The sequence below is a fragment of the Croceivirga sp. JEA036 genome (assembly GCF_011882165.1).
In the GTDB taxonomy this organism is placed as follows: domain Bacteria; phylum Bacteroidota; class Bacteroidia; order Flavobacteriales; family Flavobacteriaceae; genus Croceivirga.
On the sequence record NZ_JAATON010000001.1, the window covers coordinates 498,733 to 516,092 of the forward strand.

A 17,360-nucleotide genomic window follows, 5' to 3' on the forward strand; every position below is an offset into this window, starting at 1 on the left:
TTTTTTATGGAAAATTTTTTGATGCCCTTTGTTTTTTCGTGAAGTACCCCCTCGAAATACCCCCACCCCATGTTCGCTGGGGAAACACCCCGCCCATAGTTAGATACATAGCTTTTTTGCCGACAGGTATTAAAAACACAAGGTGATAGCTGTTGTTTTTGCCTATATGAGAAGGCTGCTCTAACATGGGAACATTCAACTTCAAAAATCAAAAGAAATGGTAAGAATTGTCGGTTACAGAGAAATCGAAAACGAGGAAGGAACTCCGTTCTTTCTTCTAGAGCTACAGGGTGGCATAGAGATGGTATTAAGCCAAACCACCAACAGGTATTACGCTACGGCTAAGCGAGCGTTTATTTCATCAACGTTTAACGAGTCCACCTGCCTTGCCCTTATTGGTACAGAAATGGAAGGCAAAATCGTTAAAGAGGAGTGTGAGCCATATCAGTACGTAATTAAGGAAACAGGGGAGGAAATTACACTAGCCCATAGATGGGTGTACCTGCCAGAAGGAGCACCGGAACCACAGAAGCAGACCAAAACACCTGCAGAAGTGCTGCAAGCCGATGTAAGTACCTTTAGTTCCAATGGAGTACATGAACTAGCATAAACCAACAGGGGCATTGCCATTGAGCAGTGCCTTTGTTCTAAAACTTAATCACCATGCAGTTAGCAGAAATAAGGGTTTCTTATAAACCCAACAAAGGAAGCTTAGTCAACTTGAACAACAGTGAGCACATCTATAAAGTTGTGTTGGGGAATTGGGATAAAGGTACCTTAGAGCTTCAGGAAGAGATGAAAGTTGTACTTCTCAATAGGTCTAATCAATTACTAGGTATTTACACTTTATCCAAAGGAGGTATTTCCGGTACGATGGTGGATGTGAAACTATTGTTGAGTGTTGCGCTGAAATGTGTGGCTTCTCATATAGCGGTAGTGCATAACCATCCAAGCGGAAACTTAACACCTAGTAAAGCAGACGTAGATATAACTACCAAGATTAAGAGAGCAACAGAACAGGTAGATATTTTGTTGCTAGACCACCTTATCATTACTAAAGATGGGTACTACAGTTTTGCCGACCATGGCAAGCTTTAATTTATTTTCATTTTTAACTTAAACGTGGGTGTACCGTAAATTCTTGAATTAAGGGTTACAGGGAAAACTTAATAATCGTTCAGATTAGTATTAATAGCGGAAATCGATAGTTGTTCGGAAAGAGTATGGGTTCTACCTATGGCTTTTTGTAGTTCCAACATTTACAATAAAACTTTTACTGCAACGTTTTCTACGCTCTTCCCCCACAGAACAAATTCATTTAAACCAAACCTTTTAAACAACATTATGAAACAGACTTTTTTAGTATTAATAGCGGTATTCGCTTTTGTGGGATGTTCTAAGGACGATAACGGTGAAAGTAACGAAACAGGACTTTCTGAAATAGAAATGGAGTTGGTAGGCGATTGGTATCCTACAACAGACCTTGAAGAAATATGGTATACGTACAACGCAGACGGAACATCAATCTACTACAACAGCTTATTTACCGCAGAAGGAGTATGGGAGATTGTAGAGGATAATGTATTAATTGAATTCTACCCTGATTCTGATGAAACCTTGGAAAATTGGCAGGATAACCCCGACCTTAAACATAGAGTTGAATTTCTTGATGGTGGATATACGTTGAAGATGATTAATTATAGTAACGTTAATGAGGTCACCATGAAGTATAGAGGAGGGTTGAAAGAAGACCAGAAAGTTTCCGAGCAAACCTACGTTTTAGAATTCGTAACAGGTGAGTTAGAGGACTGGGTTAGTGTGTTTGCAGAAACTACCATTTACAATGCAGATGGAACAAAGACAGAAGTTAACACTGAAGTTGACAGAGAGGCTAAAACCCTCGAAGTAGAGATTCCAGAAGATGTATATCGTTTTGATATCATGTTCTATATTGAAGACGCTTCACAGGTAGAAATAAAATTCTATGGAGTGGACGATGGTGAAGTATTACATCAGGAAACCATTAATCAACAGTCGTATGAATTCAGTTATGTATTTTAGAGTAAGAAAGGGGTTGGGGGCAATACTTATTATCACGGTTAGTACAGTTTTTATTTTTGGTTGTACTAATGGTAGGGCACCCAACGGTTATTTTCAGAGTCCTTTGAACAATAAGTTCTATGGTGATTTGAATAGATATGATTGGAATAATACTTATTACAGGATAAATAATGATACCATTGCAACATATCGTGTAATACAAAGGGAGATAGATTCGACTGTTTATGTATGGGATGGAAAAGGTTATTTGAATCTTGGTGATGAGTATATCGAAGTAAATAATAAATTGAAAAAGCACTATGGAGAGTTTGGTAGCGGAAAGTATGTGGCCCTTGGAGAAAATAAAATAGTGTTTAACAACGAAGAATATCTGAAGAAGTATCGTACCTATAAGGATACAACCAGCATTGAAGCACAATTTGCAAAAGCAAAAATTCGAAGGGATACTCTCGAACGTATTTCAAAAAAGTATTTCTATCAATTCTTGCAGGAGGATAAGAAAAAAGATTCAATGTTATATCATGCTCCATATATAACAGAGTTAGGAATTCAAAGTAGTGTGAATACCTTTTTAAAGGAAAGGATAAACGGTAATTTGTATGGTAAAGTGATAGATGGAACATTGAAAATCCGGCGAGAATCAAATGATAAATTTGTAGTTCAATTTGATACAACAACAGGTTACTATACCAAAAGTCACACATACAAGTTCGATGGAGACATGGAAGGTAGGTGGACTATAGAAAGAATACGATGAGAGTAAATACTATAGAGAACATACGTACTTGGTTGGTACTTAATGAAAGTAAATTACTTGAACGTATTCAAGATACAAGCTGTTATAAATGGAGTAGGTGGTATATTGATAAAAGCATTCACGTATTTCCATGTGTTTGTGAGACCAGAAACTCGGCATGTACGTTTGCAGAAACCTATCATGCTATTTGGCAGGTTAACAATGCACTTACCAAAGAAGGTGAATTTATCGAAGCTCTTATAGAATACTCTTCAGTTATTGATGCTAAAGGTTCTTTAAAACAGTGGCTTAAAAGCTATGAGGAGTTATTTCAAGAAGTTTTACTAATCGATGACACCATAAAGGTGAGTCTGGGTAAAAATTCCCTTGAGAGCGATATCATCAAATTTTCGGGTGAAAAGCTAAAACATCTATTGAAGTTCAAGGAATTGTATCTACATGCTCGATAATTAAAACTGCGGAAACTGCAGGAATTACATGCTTACATATTTTATTGCTCTATTTAAAAGTGACTGCAACATGGCTGCAACATTTCTGCAACAAATCATCAAAGTATTGATAATCGATGAAAATCAAAGAAAACGTCATAAGTGGTAAATAGTTCAAAATCAAAGTAATGAAAAAGAATGTAAAGTATTATAAATCAATTAGTAGGGCCTTCTAAGCAGACGGTCGAAGGTTCGAATCCTTCCGCGATCACTTTAAAAAAACCACGCTATTTGCGTGGTTTTTTGTTTTGTATACTATCCAATTGAAACTTGAGAAACTAATAAAGCCCAGAATTCACTGGGCTTTTATTTTTATTATGTTGAAAAAGTACTAATTCTTAATAAGACCTTGCCCTTCTATCCAAGGTGCGCCAGCGGCTTTCAATTCCTTTTCCATCGTAGGAATCGTTGTCTCCACTATTGGGGTTAATTTGCGCTTTACCTTTTTTAGCTGACTCTCCACTCTACTTAGCAACGCTTTATGTTCACCGGTTGGGCCATAAGTGTTACCAAAAGCACGCCATCCTAGACTGTTGCCATCACTAGCATTAGGGGCGGAGCGTTCTCCTATTTCGTCTTTTATGCTATCTCCATTCAATTCTTTGTCAATATCTAATAGCTGATTCTTGGTCGTTTTTAGCTGTTGATACAAAGTAGGTGAAAAAGTATTGGATTTATTCATAGCACGCTCCATGGCAGCTACCGTTTTTAAGCTGTTTTCTAAAGCCATACTGGTGGCCATTAAATCTTGCTGAAAAGCAAAAACATCTTCTCTAAAAGAATTTATTTCGTCATAGCTTTTTCTAGGTAAAGAACTTTCTAGCAGCGGTTCTACTTTAAAGCTTACCGGTTCCTGGAGCTGTATTTGTTCACCATTATGTCTTTTTACCAAGGTTACACTATAGGTGCCTGGTGTTGCCATAATACCACTCCCTCTAAAATTGCCACCCCGACTACTGTCGGTAGTTAAACGTTCTCCGCGCTTACTAGGATAGGTTAAGTCCCAGCTTACACGGTTAAACCCTTTTTTATTGGTACCCTTAACGGTAGCAATTAACTTGTTGTTACTATCCTTAATTAATAGAAAAATAGCAGGTCCGTCTTCTCTGCTTTCTGCCTCTAAATTCTCCCAACCTGGGAATTTACCGCTATTGTTTTTCTCGCTATTTTTTCTCAGGTCTTTTTTTGACTTGTAGTTATCTGCCAAATAATAGGTGAAGTTTGCTCCAAACTCTGGGTTTTTAGCAATCCATTCGGCATCTCCTTGGCTACCCACACGGCTAGCCTGTCTATACCATTTCGCTGTTTTTACAGGGAACAAACGCGCTTCCTTTGTTTTAGTTTGGGTAGCAAAATTTCTAAAAGGGGTTATATCATCTAATATAAATATTCCTCTACCAAAAGAGCCTGCTACCAAATCGTTTTCACGACGCTGAATGGTAATATCTCTAATGGGTATGGTGGGCATTCCGTCTTTCAATGCAATCCAATTTGCACCGCCGTTAGTAGTAACATACACACCAAATTCGGTAGCTGCAAAAAGCAAATCTTTCTCTACGTGATCTTGAACCAATCGCCAGATTAATAATTTATTTGGTAAATCACCATTAATGATTTTCCAACTTTTTCCTTTATCGGTACTTTTTATAATGTAGGGTTTATAATCACCATATTTATGATTGTCCAAGGCTGCATAAACCGTATTGGCGTCAAATAAATCTGCTCTTACATCATTTACAAATGGGGTAGAAGGCAACCCTTTAATGGTATTTAACGTTGTTTTACGCCAGGTAGCGCCACCGTCCTCGGTTACTTGTATAAGACCATCGTCTGTACCCGCGTAAATGAGTCCGTCTTGTTTAGGGGATTCAGCTAAAGAAGTGATGGTGTTATAGTTAGACATAGCTTTGACATCCCACGCGTTATCCCAACTTTGAGAAGTACCGTAATAAGGAAACGTCATTCGGTTTTCATTCAAGGTTAAGTCGCTAGAAATAGGCTCCCAGCTATCCCCTCGGTTTTCTGATTTCCATACGCGTTGCGAAGCAAAATATAAGCGTTTAGGGTTGTGACTACTCACAACAATGGGTGCATCCCAATTAAAACGTTCATGTGGGTCACCCTCCCTAGCTTGTGGTTGTATAAAAACAGTTTCTCTTGTTTTACTATCTATACGCCATAATGCACCTTGTTGAAATTCACCATAGGTAATATCCGGATTACCGGGTTCTGTGGCGGTTTGTGCACCATCTGCACCCAGAGTCTTCCACCAGTCGGCACTCGCAATTCCATCAGAATAAATGGTTTGTGAAGGCCCTCCGTGAGAACCGTTATCTTGTGTACCACCATAAACATTATAAAACGGAGTAGCATCATCCACCGCTATTTTAAAGTATTGGGTAATAGGTAAATTGCGTACGTACTTCCAACTACCGGTATCGTCAAAACTTTCATACAATCCACCATCCGTACCTATTAATAGATAATTTGGGTCCGATTTTTTAAACACCAAGGCATGACTATCACTATGCTGATTAGACCTTTTCATTCTAGAAAAAGTTTTTCCATGGTCCATAGATTCTAAGGCATAATTATTCATTAAAAATAATCTACCTTCTTGGTGCGGGGATGCAATCAATTCTTGGTAATAGTGCGGACCTGTACCGCCAGATACCGTATTAGATTGTTTGGACCAGCTAGTACCACCATTAGTAGTCATGAAGATTCCACCTTGAGTATGGTCTAATTCAATCGCCGCATAAATAGTATCAGGATTAAAAGGAGACATTGCTAAACCAATTTTACCTAGATTAGATTTAGGAATACCATTGGTAAGGGCTGTCCAAGTGGTACCACCATCTGTACTTTTGTGCAGGCCAGACCCAGGTCCACCACCTAAATATCCGGCAACGGTTCTATGTCTCTGCCATGTTGCAGCATATAAAATATTGGGGTTCTCTGGGTTTATTACCAAATCCGTAGCACCTACCCATTCCGCATCACCCAAAGTGCGTTCCCAATTTTTGCCGCCATCTGTGGTTTTGTATACACCACGGTCTCCGCCTTTACTCCAAAGTGGTCCTTGAGAGGCAACCCAAATAGTATTGCTATCTTCTGGATGTACAATAATTTTAGAAATGTGTTCGGAGTTAGGTAATCCCATATTCTTCCATGACTTACCATCATCATGACTCACATATACTCCATCACCAAAACCAGCATGTCTTCCGCCTACATTTTCACCTGTTCCTACCCAGATAGTACTAGGGTTAGTTGGGTCTATGGTTACGCATCCGATAGAATAGACCGGCTCTTTTTCAAAAATTGAGTCCCAAGTAGTGCCCGCATTGCTGGTTTTCCAGACTCCGCCGGAACCTACAGCTACGTACCACACATTTTCATTTTCTGGATGTATGGCTATATCTGCTATTCTACCAGAAGTCATTGCGGGGCCAATGTTTCTAAAAGCCAAACCATTAAAGGGATTGTTGTTTTTTTCTTGAGCTTGTAAATGTCCTAAAGTACAGACGGCACAGAGCCACAAGAGTACAAGTCTTTGTACGTTTTTCATTTGAAGTTGGTTTAAGTTAGTTGAATTCTTAAAACTTAAATCTAACAAAAAATGAAGTAGATAAGGGCTTGATATAGCTTTATAGAACTTAGATTAACTAGATATTAACAGTATTCCGCAAATAAGTGGAGACGTGTATTTTAAGTGTTCGATGGCCTTTTAATATACTTGCTTATAAATAACGATAAATCACTCCAAGTAACCAGCAATGGATATTCTAATTTACTTTTACAACTTGCTCAAAGTAAAAATGGTTAAATTACCTTATGAGAAAGATATTAGTGCTTTTTGCACACCCTAAATTAGAACAATCTAAAGCAAACACCACGCTTATACAAGAGGTAATGGATTTGGATGGGGTAACCTTACACGATTTATATCAGGAATATCCAGATTTTAATATTCATATAGAACGAGAAAAAGAGCTGCTATCAGCGCATGATGTCGTAGTTTGGCATCACCCTTTTTACTGGTACAGTTGTCCTCCTTTATTAAAACAATGGATAGATATGGTACTAGAATATAATTGGGCGTACGGACCTAAAGGTAAAGCCTTGTGGAACAAAATTTGTTTTAATACCATTACTACCGGCGGTACCAGAGAATTGTATTGTGCTACGGGTAATAATCATTTTACAATACGGGAGTTTCTGAGACCGTTTGAGCAGACAGCCACCTTATGTGGCATGGAATATCTGCCGCCTTTTGCATTGATGGGTACACACCAATTAGACCTTTCTGACTATGCGGATTACGCTATCAAATACAAAAAGTTGCTGCAATTAATAAGGGATGGAGAACCATCTGAAGAATTAGCAGAAAGTAGTTTTTTAAACGAACATCCAAAAGTAATTTAAAATGGGGGCAGGGATACTTTTACAGGCGATAATCTTTCTACTAGGAGCCATCATTTTTGTGCCACTTGCCAAAAGGCTGGGTTTAAGCTCTGTTCTGGGCTACTTAATCGCTGGGGTGGTGATAGGTCCATTTTTGTTCGGTTTTGTGGGTGAAGAAGGACAAGATATTTTGCATTTTGCAGAGTTTGGTGTGGTAATGATGCTCTTCTTAATTGGGTTAGAGATTGAACCTAAATCTTTTTGGAAAATGAGGAAGCTCATAACCGGTATGGGCGGATTACAAGTAGGGGTAACCCTTGCTGCGTCTTTTGTATTGTTTTATTATATCGGCTTTTCTACAGAGGTAGCCCTAACTATAGCTATGGCCGTAGCGCTTTCCTCTACCGCCATTACGCTACAAACCTTAAAAGAGAAGAACTTAATGGATACCACCTACGGTACTTCTTCTTTTTCCATTTTGCTTTTTCAGGATATAATCGTTATTCCTATGTTGGCTATTTTGCCTTTACTATCTTCCGTGGAGGGTGTAAAAGCTAATGAGGATGCGCATACAAATGAATCCTTGACCATGTTAGATGGGCTATCTTTAGGTTGGCAGACCTTGGCCATTTTAGGGTCTATCATAGCTATAATTGTGGCTGGGCGTTATTTAATAGTACCCATGCTTAGAGTGGTAGCAAAAACGAGAACGCAAGAATTACTTGCTGCTGCCGCACTTTTTATTGTTTTAGGTATTTCTTTTTTAATGGAGTTTGTAGGGCTTAGTCCTGCTTTAGGTGCCTTTTTGGGTGGTGTGGTTTTGGCTACGAGCGAGTTTAAGCACGAGTTGGAGAGCAATCTAGAACCTTTTAAAGGGCTATTATTAGGCTTATTTTTTATTACGGTTGGGGTGAGTATCAACTTTACGGTTATTGCAAACAATCCTGTTTTTATTATTGCCGTAGTATTGGCAGTAATAGCATTAAAAGCGTTGGTTATTTTTATGGTTGGTAGAATATTTAAGCTGAAACTAGACCAAAATTTATTGCTGATGCTTGGTTTAGCACAGGTGGGCGAATTTGCTTTTGTATTGTTCTCCTTTGCTTTTCAGCTGGAAATAATAGACCAGTTTACCTTAGACACCATGTTGGTTGTTACGGCTTTATCCATGGCTTTATCCCCTATACTCTCCTTATTAAATGAGCGATTAGTATTACCAAAAGTTGGGACTAAAAAAGAGACTAAAAGAACCATGGATCATATTGCTAAAGCACATAAAGTTATTTTAGTTGGTTTTGGACATTTCGGTAGTACTGTGGGCCGTTTTCTACGCTCCTTTGGCGTAGAAGCTACGGTTTTAGACCATGATTCTAATCGGGTAGATTTTCTTAGAAAAATGGGGTTCGAAGTGTATTATGGCGATGCTACTCGGATGGAGCTTCTAGAATCTGCGGGTATTGCAGACGCCAAATTATTGATTTGCGCTACGGGGCTGCCAGAGACCAATTATAAGTTAGTGCAGATGGTGAAGCATAAATACACAAACTTAAAAATCATGACAAGAGCAGAAAACAGATATGATGCTTATGAACTTTTAGAATTGGGAATAGATGATATTTACAGAGAAAGTTTGGATACTTCTGTAAAATTGGCAAGTGATGTTTTAAGTTTTTTAGGGCACAGAAATTACACGGTATATAGGCAAGCCCAAAATTTTATTCGGTATGATGAAATTGGTTTACGCAAGTTAGCACAAGAACCAAAAGATGCTAATGAATATGTGTTCAAGGCACGTAAAGAAATAGAATTGCAAGAAAAATTGTTAGAAGAAGATTGGAAACGTGGACTGGTAAGTTATGATATGCATTGGAATACCGACCAAATGAGAGCTTCTGCCGTGGCAAAAAGAAAAGCAAAGAATCAGCCCGAAAATAACCGGACTGACTCTTAATGGATTTAGCAACAACCACCATTTGGGTCGCAGCTGCCTTGTGCTTGTAAGGTGCTTAATCTTATACGTGGTTTTTCTTCTGGGATGCCGCACTTATCTTTAGCTAAGCAATCGGTTTCTGTGGTAGTTAACGTAAAATGCTTGCCATTATAACCCAAACCATAGGTTTCAATGGTGTTACCTTGGTATTCCACTTCAATCTCTAAATCGGATAGTTCTAATGTTTTTTCAGACAATTCAATAATGTGCACCAACTTTTCTGGATGCAATCTATGGTCATAATCATCTGCATTCCAAAGCTGAAAGTTTATTTTCTCTTCCTTTCTAACTGTTCCTCCGCAGTCTATAAAATGTTTACTAACCTTACCCACTTCGGTAACATGGAAGTGGCTAGGAACTAATTCGCCATTAGGTAATTCAAAAGCAATGGCAGATTCGTTTTTTAAAATTTCTTTTATTTCTGATAGTTTCATCTAAATATTTTTTAAAATGCAATACTCCTTCAACAGCAGTTGTTCGCAGTATTATCTTGGTTCAAGAATAAGGATAATTCGGTTTTCATTTTTTTCCAGTTATCGGTATCTATACAATAGCAAATACTGGTGCCTTCTATGGTGCCTTTAATCAACCCAATTTGCTTCAACTCTCGTAAATGTTGAGATATCGTCGCTTGCGCTAGACCAATTTCCTCCACCAAATCGCCGCAAATACAACTATCAATCTTAAAAAGATGATTTAATATCGCAACCCGGGCAGGATGTCCTAGTACTTTGGCATAAGTTGCTATACTGTTCTGATTTTGGGTGAATTTTTCTGTTTTTGTAAGCCCCATAGTTAATTTATTAATTGCAATATTACGATGAATATAAGAAAAGAGACAATAATTTGTAAATTTTAACGCAATACCCTACAAACATTAAACAGAAGTTAAGCTTTGCGAATAGATTGCGAACACAGGTGATTTAGTGTAATTTGTAGGTCTAATTAATATTTTATAGGATGCGAATTTTTATAGATATGGATGAGGTTATTGCAGATACCTATCAAGCACATATAGACCTCCATAATAGTAAATACGGAACTAATTTTACTAAAGATGATTGTTATGGAAAAGAATTTTGGATGTGTGTAGAAAAAGAGCGCCAACAAGAAGTGCGTGACCATGCCTACCAAATTGGTTTTTTTAAAGATTTAAAAGTGATAGGCAATGCTGTAGAGGTCATTAAGAGCTTAAGTAAAAAGCATGAAGTATATATTGCTAGTGCCGCTATGCAGTTTCCTAATTCTCTCATAGAAAAGTCAGATTGGTTAGATGAACATCTGCCCTTTATACCTTGGCAAAACCGTATTTTACTTGGGCATAAACATGTGCTTAAAGGTGATGTTTTAATAGACGACCGTAGTTTTAATTTGGAAACGTTCGAGGGCAGAGCTATACAATTCACCTCTCCACATAATGTACATACTACGGCATTTGAGCGCGCAGATGATTGGAATATTGTAGCTTCCTTACTTTTGTAAAATGTTACGTATTCTCTTGTTGGGTTTATTTGTTTTTGCGGGCTGTTCCAAAGGGGCTAAAAAACCCATTCAAAAAGGTGAATTTACCACAACTGCATCAGAAACTTTAGAATACTACCTATATTACCCAAGTAACGTAAAAGAAGAACATCCTGGGTTATTGCTGTTTTTGCATGGTGGGGGAGAAGCAGGGGCAGAATTAAAGCATTTAAAAATAAGTGGGCCACCGAGTTTAATGGAAGAAAAGTACCCCTTTCCTTTTTTAGTTTTAGCGCCACAAAATCCACACGCCCAAAAATGGTGGAATGTGGCTGCGGTACATCAGTTGTTAGAGAAGGTAGTAGAAGAGCATAATATAGACCCTTTTAGAATTTATCTTACAGGTTTAAGTAGAGGTGGCTATGCTGCTTGGGAAATGGCGATGAATTATCCAGACACTTTTGCAGCTACCGCCATTGTTTCGGCTATGGCACCTACACCCTATGCCCATTGGTTAGACCGTTCTACGCCAATATGGGTATTTCATGGTGAAGAAGATGCTATCATGCCAGTAAAAGAAGCAGACGAAATGGTCGCTAAGTTGCAACAATTAAATTTTAATGTACGTTATACTCGGTATCCAAGAACCGGGCATAATGCTTGGGATAAGGCCTATACAACAGATTCCCTGTATATTTGGATGGCCCAACAAAAACGCCTTTAATATGAAATACTTATCCTTAACACTGCTCTCATTTTTAATATTTAGTTGTAGACAAGAGGTTAAAACCAAGGAGGAAGCAACAGATATGCCTTTAATTAATGCTACAGAAGCACTTCAAGATACTAGTAAAAAAGAAAAGACTGAACAGAAATTGGAGTACAAATCTTTAGAAGGATTGTCAGATACCACTTTTGTGCGTTTAAAAGAGTATTCTGGGGACTTTGCTTATGATTTACGCTATGCGACTACCAATAATTTTTTAAAAGCTAAAGTATATGATTGTGCTGAGTGCTATACGCGTGTTAAAACAGCTAAAGCGCTGTTGAAAGCCAATACCGAATTACTAAAGAAAGGCTACAAAATAAAATTTTTTGATTGCTATAGGCCCAATTCTGTTCAATATAAAATGTGGGAAATAGTCCCTAATCCTCAGTATGTAGCCAATCCGGTTAAAGGTAGTATACACAACAAAGGCGGAGCGGTAGACATCACCTTAGTTACAGTAGACGGAGAAGAGTTAGATATGGGGACGGACTTTGATTATTTTGGTAAGCGGGCCTACCATGATAATCTTAACCTTCCAGATACCATTTTAGCGAATAGAAAGTTGTTAAAAAAAACCATGGAAAAATATGGTTTTTGGTCTATAAGAACAGAATGGTGGCATTACAACTTGTCAGCAGGTTCAAGAGCTAAAATAGCCAACTTTAAATGGCCATGTGAAGATTAAAGCTTTTCACAAATTAGAACTATTCGCTCATTTTTAAAATTGGTGGTGAAGAATACATAAAGATTGCCACCGTCTTTAATTTTATGCTTTTTTCTTAGTTGCGCCACGGTTTCGGGAAAGTTACGTGTGGTTACGTTGGCTTTGGTTAAACCCAATTGTTTTACGCTTTTTTTGTTGTAGGGAGCGTGTTGGATTATTTTAAAGCTTCTCCCGGGAAAATCGGATAGCAAACAATTACTAGTATATAGGTGACTATGTTCGTGTAGTTTTATAAGTTTAAAACGATGGCCAATGGTTTTAAAGGCACCTGCTTTTAAAAGGGCTGCATTGGGTTCGTAAAGGTAGTTAAAAGGGGCTCCAATTTCGGCTTGATGTTGTTGTTCCTCTTCTTGTAAAAACGAAAAAGTTTCTACAGTTTTATCTTCCAAAATATTGGCGCAAATAAGGGTAGGGATTCCGTTAAAATCGCGCTCTAAAACCCATAACAGTTCCTTCACCTCATTCTTTACCGCAACTATGTGTATGGCTTTAACAAATTGCAATTCTCGCAATCCGTTGGTTATATCTAAAAGGGGAGAGGTCTTTACTAATACAGCGACTGTTTTCTCTAAAATAACGTTTAAATGTTCCGGTACATTGGGTAGACAGTCTTGTAATAAAAACACTTTACCTTTAACATTGTCTCGTCTAGAAGGGTCTATATACACCCAATCCATAGCTGTACTTTGTTGCTTTAAAAATTGCAATCCATCAATGACAGTTGAGTGTATGTTGTTTGCACCTAAAACGTTAAAATTATGCTTTGCTAATGCAGCAAGTTCTGGGTTTAATTCGGTGTGAAAAACGTGTGGTACATGTTGTGCAAAAAAGTAACTATCTATGCCAAAACCACCAGTAACATCTAGCAATCTATTTCCATCCACTAGCTTGCTTTTATACTTAGCGGTATATTCAGAGCTTGTTTGTTCTAAATTGAGTTTGGGAGGATATAAAATATCTGGTTCTTTGAACCATGTAGGGAGTTTGCTTTTTGCCTTTTGTTTACCTAATAATTGTTGCCCTAGTTCTTTTTGTGTGATGCCTTTAAATTGTGGTGATTTTAATAAAACTGACACGATGTCAGTATTTAAATTTTCATTTATAAAGTTTTGAACACCAGTATGTAATAAATTTTTATTCAAACTAAAACTTAAACGTTTTTTGTAAACTTTTTAACGAACTTATTATCGTTTAAAAACTCCTTTAAAATAACTTTTATTGCGGTATATCCTGGTACAGCAACCACCATGCCTACTACGCCAAATAGTAAGCCTGCTATTATAATAACAAGAAAGATTTCTAAGGGATGACTTTTTACGCTTGTTGAAAAAATAAACGGTTGTGAAAAGAAATTATCGATAAGTTGTCCTATAACAATTCCTATTAAAACATAAGTTGCTTTTGGTAAGATTACACTACTAAAATCCATTCCTAAGTGACTCGTCATAGTAAGGATAATCATGACCGCACCACCAACTAACGGCCCAACATATGGTATTATGTTAAAAAGTGCACATAAAAATGCAATAACAATGGCGTTTTCTACACCCACTATAAGTAGGGTGATGGTATAGATGACAAACAGAATAGACAACTGTAAAAGAATGCCAATAAAATACCTAGAAAGTAAGCTGTTTATTTTCTCTATGGAAGTAACCAAATTCAGTTCTCTTTCTTTAGGAATAAAGATTAGAATACCGTTTTGCATCAAATTAGAATCCTTTAAAAAGAAGAATGAAATAAAAAGCACTGAGAATAATCCAATGCTAAATTCGCTCAAAATATTAAAGAAGGAATTCAAAAAGTCAGGTATAAAATTTAGGTCTAATCCCTCTACTACACTTTTCTCAATTTCCGTTTCTTTAATCAACTCATCAACATCTGCTTTAGTAGTACCAAAATAGTCCATAACTTCAAAATACAACACATCTAAATCGGACTTTAATTGGTCAATATCTAGTAGGGATAAGCTTTTACTTTGTTCACTAATTAATGGAATAAATAAGGCGATTAATCCTGCCAGTAAACCAATAAAAATAAACATGGTAGCGATTACGGCTAAGGTTTCTGGAAATTTAAGACGTTTTTGTAAAAAACGTTTTATAGGTCTCCCTAATAACGCTAGAACTGCTGCAATAGCTAAGTAGGCTAAAACGGATCCTATGAGATAAAAGAAATAGAGGAGGAGTACAATACCGGTAATAATACCTACGGCTTTTAATATACCGTTTGCAATGTTGTTGGCTTGTTGGTTCATGAGCTAAATACGTAGGCTATAATATTACTACCCATTTGTAGGGCTTTTGTTCTTATTGCTTCTGGGTCGTTATGTACTGCGGGGTCCTCCCAACCATCACCTAAATCGCACTCTAAGGTGTACAGAAGTAATAGTCGGCCATCTTCAAAAATACCAAGTGCTTGTGGTCTTTTTCCATCATGCTCATGTATTTTAGGTAGTCCTTCTGTAAAAGTGTATTTCTGATTAAAAACAGGATGGTCTGCTCCTAGTTCTACAAGCTCTTTATTAGGGAATAACTTTTTTAGTTCTCGTCGTAAGTATTTTTCCATGCCATAGTTGTCATCAATATGTAAGAAACCACCAGAAAGTAGATAAGTTCGTAGGTTTTCTACATCTTCTTCATTGAAAAATACGTTGCCATGCCCGGTCATATGTAAAAAAGGATATTGAAAAATCTCCGAACTACTTGGTGTAACCGTTTTTGGTTTTTCTGCTAGAGTTGTTCCAATGTTGGCATTGCAAAAGCGAATTAAGTTAGGTAGTGCGGTAGGATTGCTATACCAATCACCTCCACCATTATATTTTAAAATGGCTAATTCTTGCCCAAACGAATGAAGCATACCAAATAAAGAAAGGCATAATACAAAGTGTTTCATCTATAACCTCTTGTAAGTGCTAAAGGTAGAAATAAATTCTGGCTAATTATTAAGTAATGCCATGGTTGCTGCCGTAAAAATTGCAGCAGTTTCTGTGCGTAAACGATTTTTGCCAAGTGCCACTGCTTTGTAACCATTTTTTAAGGATTGTTCTATTTCTTCAGGAGAAAAATCGCCCTCTGGTCCAATAAGAATTGTGCTAGAACAATTAGGTTTAGCTAGGTCTTTTAGTTCTTTTTTATCCCACTCCTCACAATGGGCTATAAACTTTTGAGTGGATTCATGCGTAGCAATAAAATCAGTAAGTGGTGTTAGTGGATTTAATTTTGGTAAATAGGTCTGTAAAGACTGTTTCATTGCGGACTGCAATACTTTTTCAAAACGTTCTGGTTTTATTACTTTTCGTTCCGAGTGGTGGCAGAGAATAGGGGTTATCTCTGTGACGCCAATCTCCGTTGCCTTTTCTAGGAACCATTCAAAACGTTCGTTCATTTTAGTGGGGGCAACTGCTAAATGTAAATGATATTTACGTGCTGCGTGCTGTTCTACCTTTGTTATCGCTACCTCGCAACGTTTTTGGTCTGCAAGCGTTATAGTTGCTGTAAACAACGCACCTTTACCGTTGGTAATGTGTAAAAGGTCGCCCTCCTTTTTCCGAAGTACACGTGCAATATGTTTGCTTTCGTCTTTGTCAAACGTAAAAGTATCTCTATTAGCGTCAATTTCTGAATTGTAAAACAACTGCATGACTATAATTAGATTTTATAGCGGGCCTGAGCAGCAACATTTTGTTCTGCAAATTCCCCTTTTAAAAATTTTAAATAGCCTACTATGCCAATCATCCCTGCATTATCTGTGCAATACGCAAATTTTGGGATGTAAGTTTGCCATCCTTTGGTTTCTTCCGCCTCTTTAAGTTTTGCTCGTATCCCAGAATTGGCAGCTACACCGCCACCTATGGCTACGTGTTTTACTCCGGTTTCTTTCACAGCCCTATTCAATTTTTGCATTAAAATAGCAATAATAGTATGCTGTATTGAGGCGCAGATATCAGCTAAATTTTCTTTTATAAAATTGGGGTTCTTTTGGGTGTTTCGTTGTATAAAATAAAGAATACTCGTTTTTAAGCCACTGAAGCTAAAATTTAGCCCTTCTACCTTAGGTTTTGGAAACTCAAATCGTAACGGATTACCCTCTTTAGCATATTTATCTATCAAAGGACCTCCAGGGTATGGCAATCCTAAAAGCTTCGCACTTTTGTCAAAAGCTTCGCCAACAGCATCATCTAGTGTTTCACCTAAAACCTCCATTGTAAAATGGTCTTTGACCAAAACAATTTGGGTATGCCCACCGCTAATTGTCATGGCAAGAAAAGGAAAAGGAGGTTCTTTTTGAGCATCGTCTTTAATAAAATGAGCTAAAATATGGGCTTGCATGTGGTTAACCTCTATTAACGGAATGTCTAAACCAAGGGCTAAAGACTTGGCAAAAGAGGTGCCAACCAATAAAGATCCTAAAAGTCCTGGACCTTTAGTAAAAGCTATGGCAGATAGCTGTTTTTTATCGATATTTGCTTTAACCAAAGCTTGGTGTACCACAGGTACAATATTTTGTTGGTGCGCCCTTGAGGCCAACTCAGGTACAACACCACCATATTGCTCATGTATCTCTTGGTTGGCTATGACATTGCTCAGCACCGTATTGTTGCACAAAACGGCTGCAGATGTGTCATCACAAGAAGATTCTATGGCTAGTATGTATTTTTTAGAATTGTCCACTGGCTTTGGAATAAAATTTGTTCATACAAA

18 protein-coding genes are annotated in these 17,360 nt (G+C 37.5%); 10 read left to right on the forward strand and 8 right to left on the reverse strand.

Translation table 11 applies throughout. The annotated features are described in order from the left end of the window. Window positions 1-217 precede the first annotated feature (217 nt). The 5 genes from HCO57_RS01865 to HCO57_RS01885 all read left to right on the forward strand — a co-directional run bounded on the left by HCO57_RS01865 (window position 218) and on the right by HCO57_RS01885 (window position 3,267). Window positions 218-610 (forward strand): hypothetical protein, encoded by a 393-nt coding sequence (locus tag HCO57_RS01865; RefSeq protein ID WP_167987590.1) that lies wholly within the window; start codon window positions 218-220, stop codon window positions 608-610. A gap of 53 nt (window positions 611-663) precedes the next feature. Then, window positions 664-1,098, forward strand: coding sequence for a JAB domain-containing protein (locus tag HCO57_RS01870; RefSeq protein WP_167987591.1), 435 nt, complete (start codon window positions 664-666; stop codon window positions 1,096-1,098). A 246-nt stretch (window positions 1,099-1,344) separates the two neighbouring features. Then, a complete protein-coding gene (locus HCO57_RS01875; RefSeq protein WP_167987592.1) occupies window positions 1,345-2,061 on the forward strand; it encodes a hypothetical protein in 717 nt (238 codons plus the stop codon). Then, the gene (locus tag HCO57_RS01880) at window positions 2,039-2,818 is read left to right on the forward strand and encodes a hypothetical protein (RefSeq protein WP_167987593.1); all 780 of its coding nucleotides are present in this window, start codon (window positions 2,039-2,041) and stop codon (window positions 2,816-2,818) included. Before HCO57_RS01875 ends, HCO57_RS01880 begins: the two co-directional genes overlap by 23 nt. Continuing rightward, window positions 2,815-3,267, forward strand: a complete 453-nt coding sequence (locus tag HCO57_RS01885) for a hypothetical protein (RefSeq protein ID WP_167987594.1) — start codon at window positions 2,815-2,817, stop codon at window positions 3,265-3,267. The genes HCO57_RS01880 and HCO57_RS01885 overlap by 4 nt, the downstream gene beginning before the upstream one ends. Before the next feature lie 370 nt (window positions 3,268-3,637). Here the strand turns inward: HCO57_RS01885 and HCO57_RS01890 are convergent, their stop codons facing one another. After that, complete coding sequence (locus HCO57_RS01890) at window positions 3,638-6,877, reverse strand: WD40/YVTN/BNR-like repeat-containing protein (RefSeq protein WP_167987595.1); 3,240 nt, start codon at window positions 6,875-6,877, stop codon at window positions 3,638-3,640. 266 nt (window positions 6,878-7,143) lie between these two features. Here HCO57_RS01890 and HCO57_RS01895 point away from each other — a divergent pair, with 266 nt between their 5' ends. Both HCO57_RS01895 and HCO57_RS01900 read left to right on the forward strand, forming a co-directional pair. Next, window positions 7,144-7,734 carry an NAD(P)H-dependent oxidoreductase gene (locus HCO57_RS01895; protein ID WP_167987596.1) on the forward strand — a complete coding sequence of 197 codons (591 nt, stop codon included), beginning with the start codon at window positions 7,144-7,146 and terminating at the stop codon, window positions 7,732-7,734. A gap of 1 nt (window position 7,735) precedes the next feature. Further along, complete coding sequence (locus HCO57_RS01900) at window positions 7,736-9,664, forward strand: monovalent cation:proton antiporter-2 (CPA2) family protein (protein ID WP_167987597.1); 1,929 nt, start codon at window positions 7,736-7,738, stop codon at window positions 9,662-9,664. Between the two features lie 5 nt (window positions 9,665-9,669). On the opposite strand, the gene HCO57_RS01905 is transcribed toward HCO57_RS01900, so the two are convergent. Together HCO57_RS01905 and HCO57_RS01910 are read right to left on the reverse strand one after the other, a co-directional pair. After that, complete coding sequence (locus HCO57_RS01905; protein ID WP_167987598.1) at window positions 9,670-10,137, reverse strand: DUF6428 family protein; 468 nt, start codon at window positions 10,135-10,137, stop codon at window positions 9,670-9,672. 29 nt (window positions 10,138-10,166) lie between these two features. After that, window positions 10,167-10,496: an ArsR/SmtB family transcription factor gene (locus tag HCO57_RS01910; RefSeq protein ID WP_136951818.1), complete on the reverse strand. Its 330-nt coding sequence runs from the start codon at window positions 10,494-10,496 to the stop codon at window positions 10,167-10,169. Window positions 10,497-10,663: 167 nt separating this feature from the next. Between HCO57_RS01910 and HCO57_RS01915 the strand changes: the two genes are divergently transcribed. The 3 genes from HCO57_RS01915 to HCO57_RS01925 are packed head-to-tail and all read left to right on the forward strand — an operon-like array spanning window position 10,664 to window position 12,618. Next, window positions 10,664-11,185: a 5' nucleotidase, NT5C type gene (locus HCO57_RS01915; protein ID WP_167987599.1), complete on the forward strand. Its 522-nt coding sequence runs from the start codon at window positions 10,664-10,666 to the stop codon at window positions 11,183-11,185. Between the two features lies 1 nt (window position 11,186). Continuing rightward, window positions 11,187-11,888 carry a prolyl oligopeptidase family serine peptidase gene (locus tag HCO57_RS01920; RefSeq protein ID WP_167987600.1) on the forward strand — a complete coding sequence of 234 codons (702 nt, stop codon included), beginning with the start codon at window positions 11,187-11,189 and terminating at the stop codon, window positions 11,886-11,888. Window position 11,889: 1 nt separating this feature from the next. Further along, window positions 11,890-12,618 carry a M15 family metallopeptidase gene (locus HCO57_RS01925; protein ID WP_167987601.1) on the forward strand — a complete coding sequence of 243 codons (729 nt, stop codon included), beginning with the start codon at window positions 11,890-11,892 and terminating at the stop codon, window positions 12,616-12,618. Here the strand turns inward: HCO57_RS01925 and HCO57_RS01930 are convergent. The 5 genes from HCO57_RS01930 to tsaD all read right to left on the reverse strand — a co-directional run bounded on the left by HCO57_RS01930 (window position 12,615) and on the right by tsaD (window position 17,330). Further along, window positions 12,615-13,733, reverse strand: coding sequence for a class I SAM-dependent methyltransferase (locus tag HCO57_RS01930; protein ID WP_317171097.1), 1,119 nt, complete (start codon window positions 13,731-13,733; stop codon window positions 12,615-12,617). The genes HCO57_RS01925 and HCO57_RS01930 overlap by 4 nt on opposite strands. A 74-nt stretch (window positions 13,734-13,807) precedes the next feature. Next, a complete protein-coding gene (locus tag HCO57_RS01935) occupies window positions 13,808-14,914 on the reverse strand; it encodes an AI-2E family transporter (protein WP_167987603.1) in 1,107 nt (368 codons plus the stop codon). Beyond that, window positions 14,911-15,552, reverse strand: a complete 642-nt coding sequence (locus HCO57_RS01940; RefSeq protein ID WP_167987604.1) for a DUF4159 domain-containing protein — start codon at window positions 15,550-15,552, stop codon at window positions 14,911-14,913. The genes HCO57_RS01935 and HCO57_RS01940 overlap by 4 nt, the downstream gene beginning before the upstream one ends. Window positions 15,553-15,594: 42 nt before the next feature. Then, on the reverse strand, window positions 15,595-16,299 hold the full coding sequence (locus HCO57_RS01945) for a 16S rRNA (uracil(1498)-N(3))-methyltransferase (RefSeq protein ID WP_167987605.1): 705 nt from the start codon (window positions 16,297-16,299) through the stop codon (window positions 15,595-15,597). Between the two features lie 8 nt (window positions 16,300-16,307). Further along, window positions 16,308-17,330, reverse strand: coding sequence for a tRNA (adenosine(37)-N6)-threonylcarbamoyltransferase complex transferase subunit TsaD (gene tsaD, locus HCO57_RS01950; RefSeq protein WP_167987606.1), 1,023 nt, complete (start codon window positions 17,328-17,330; stop codon window positions 16,308-16,310). Window positions 17,331-17,360 lie beyond the last annotated feature (30 nt).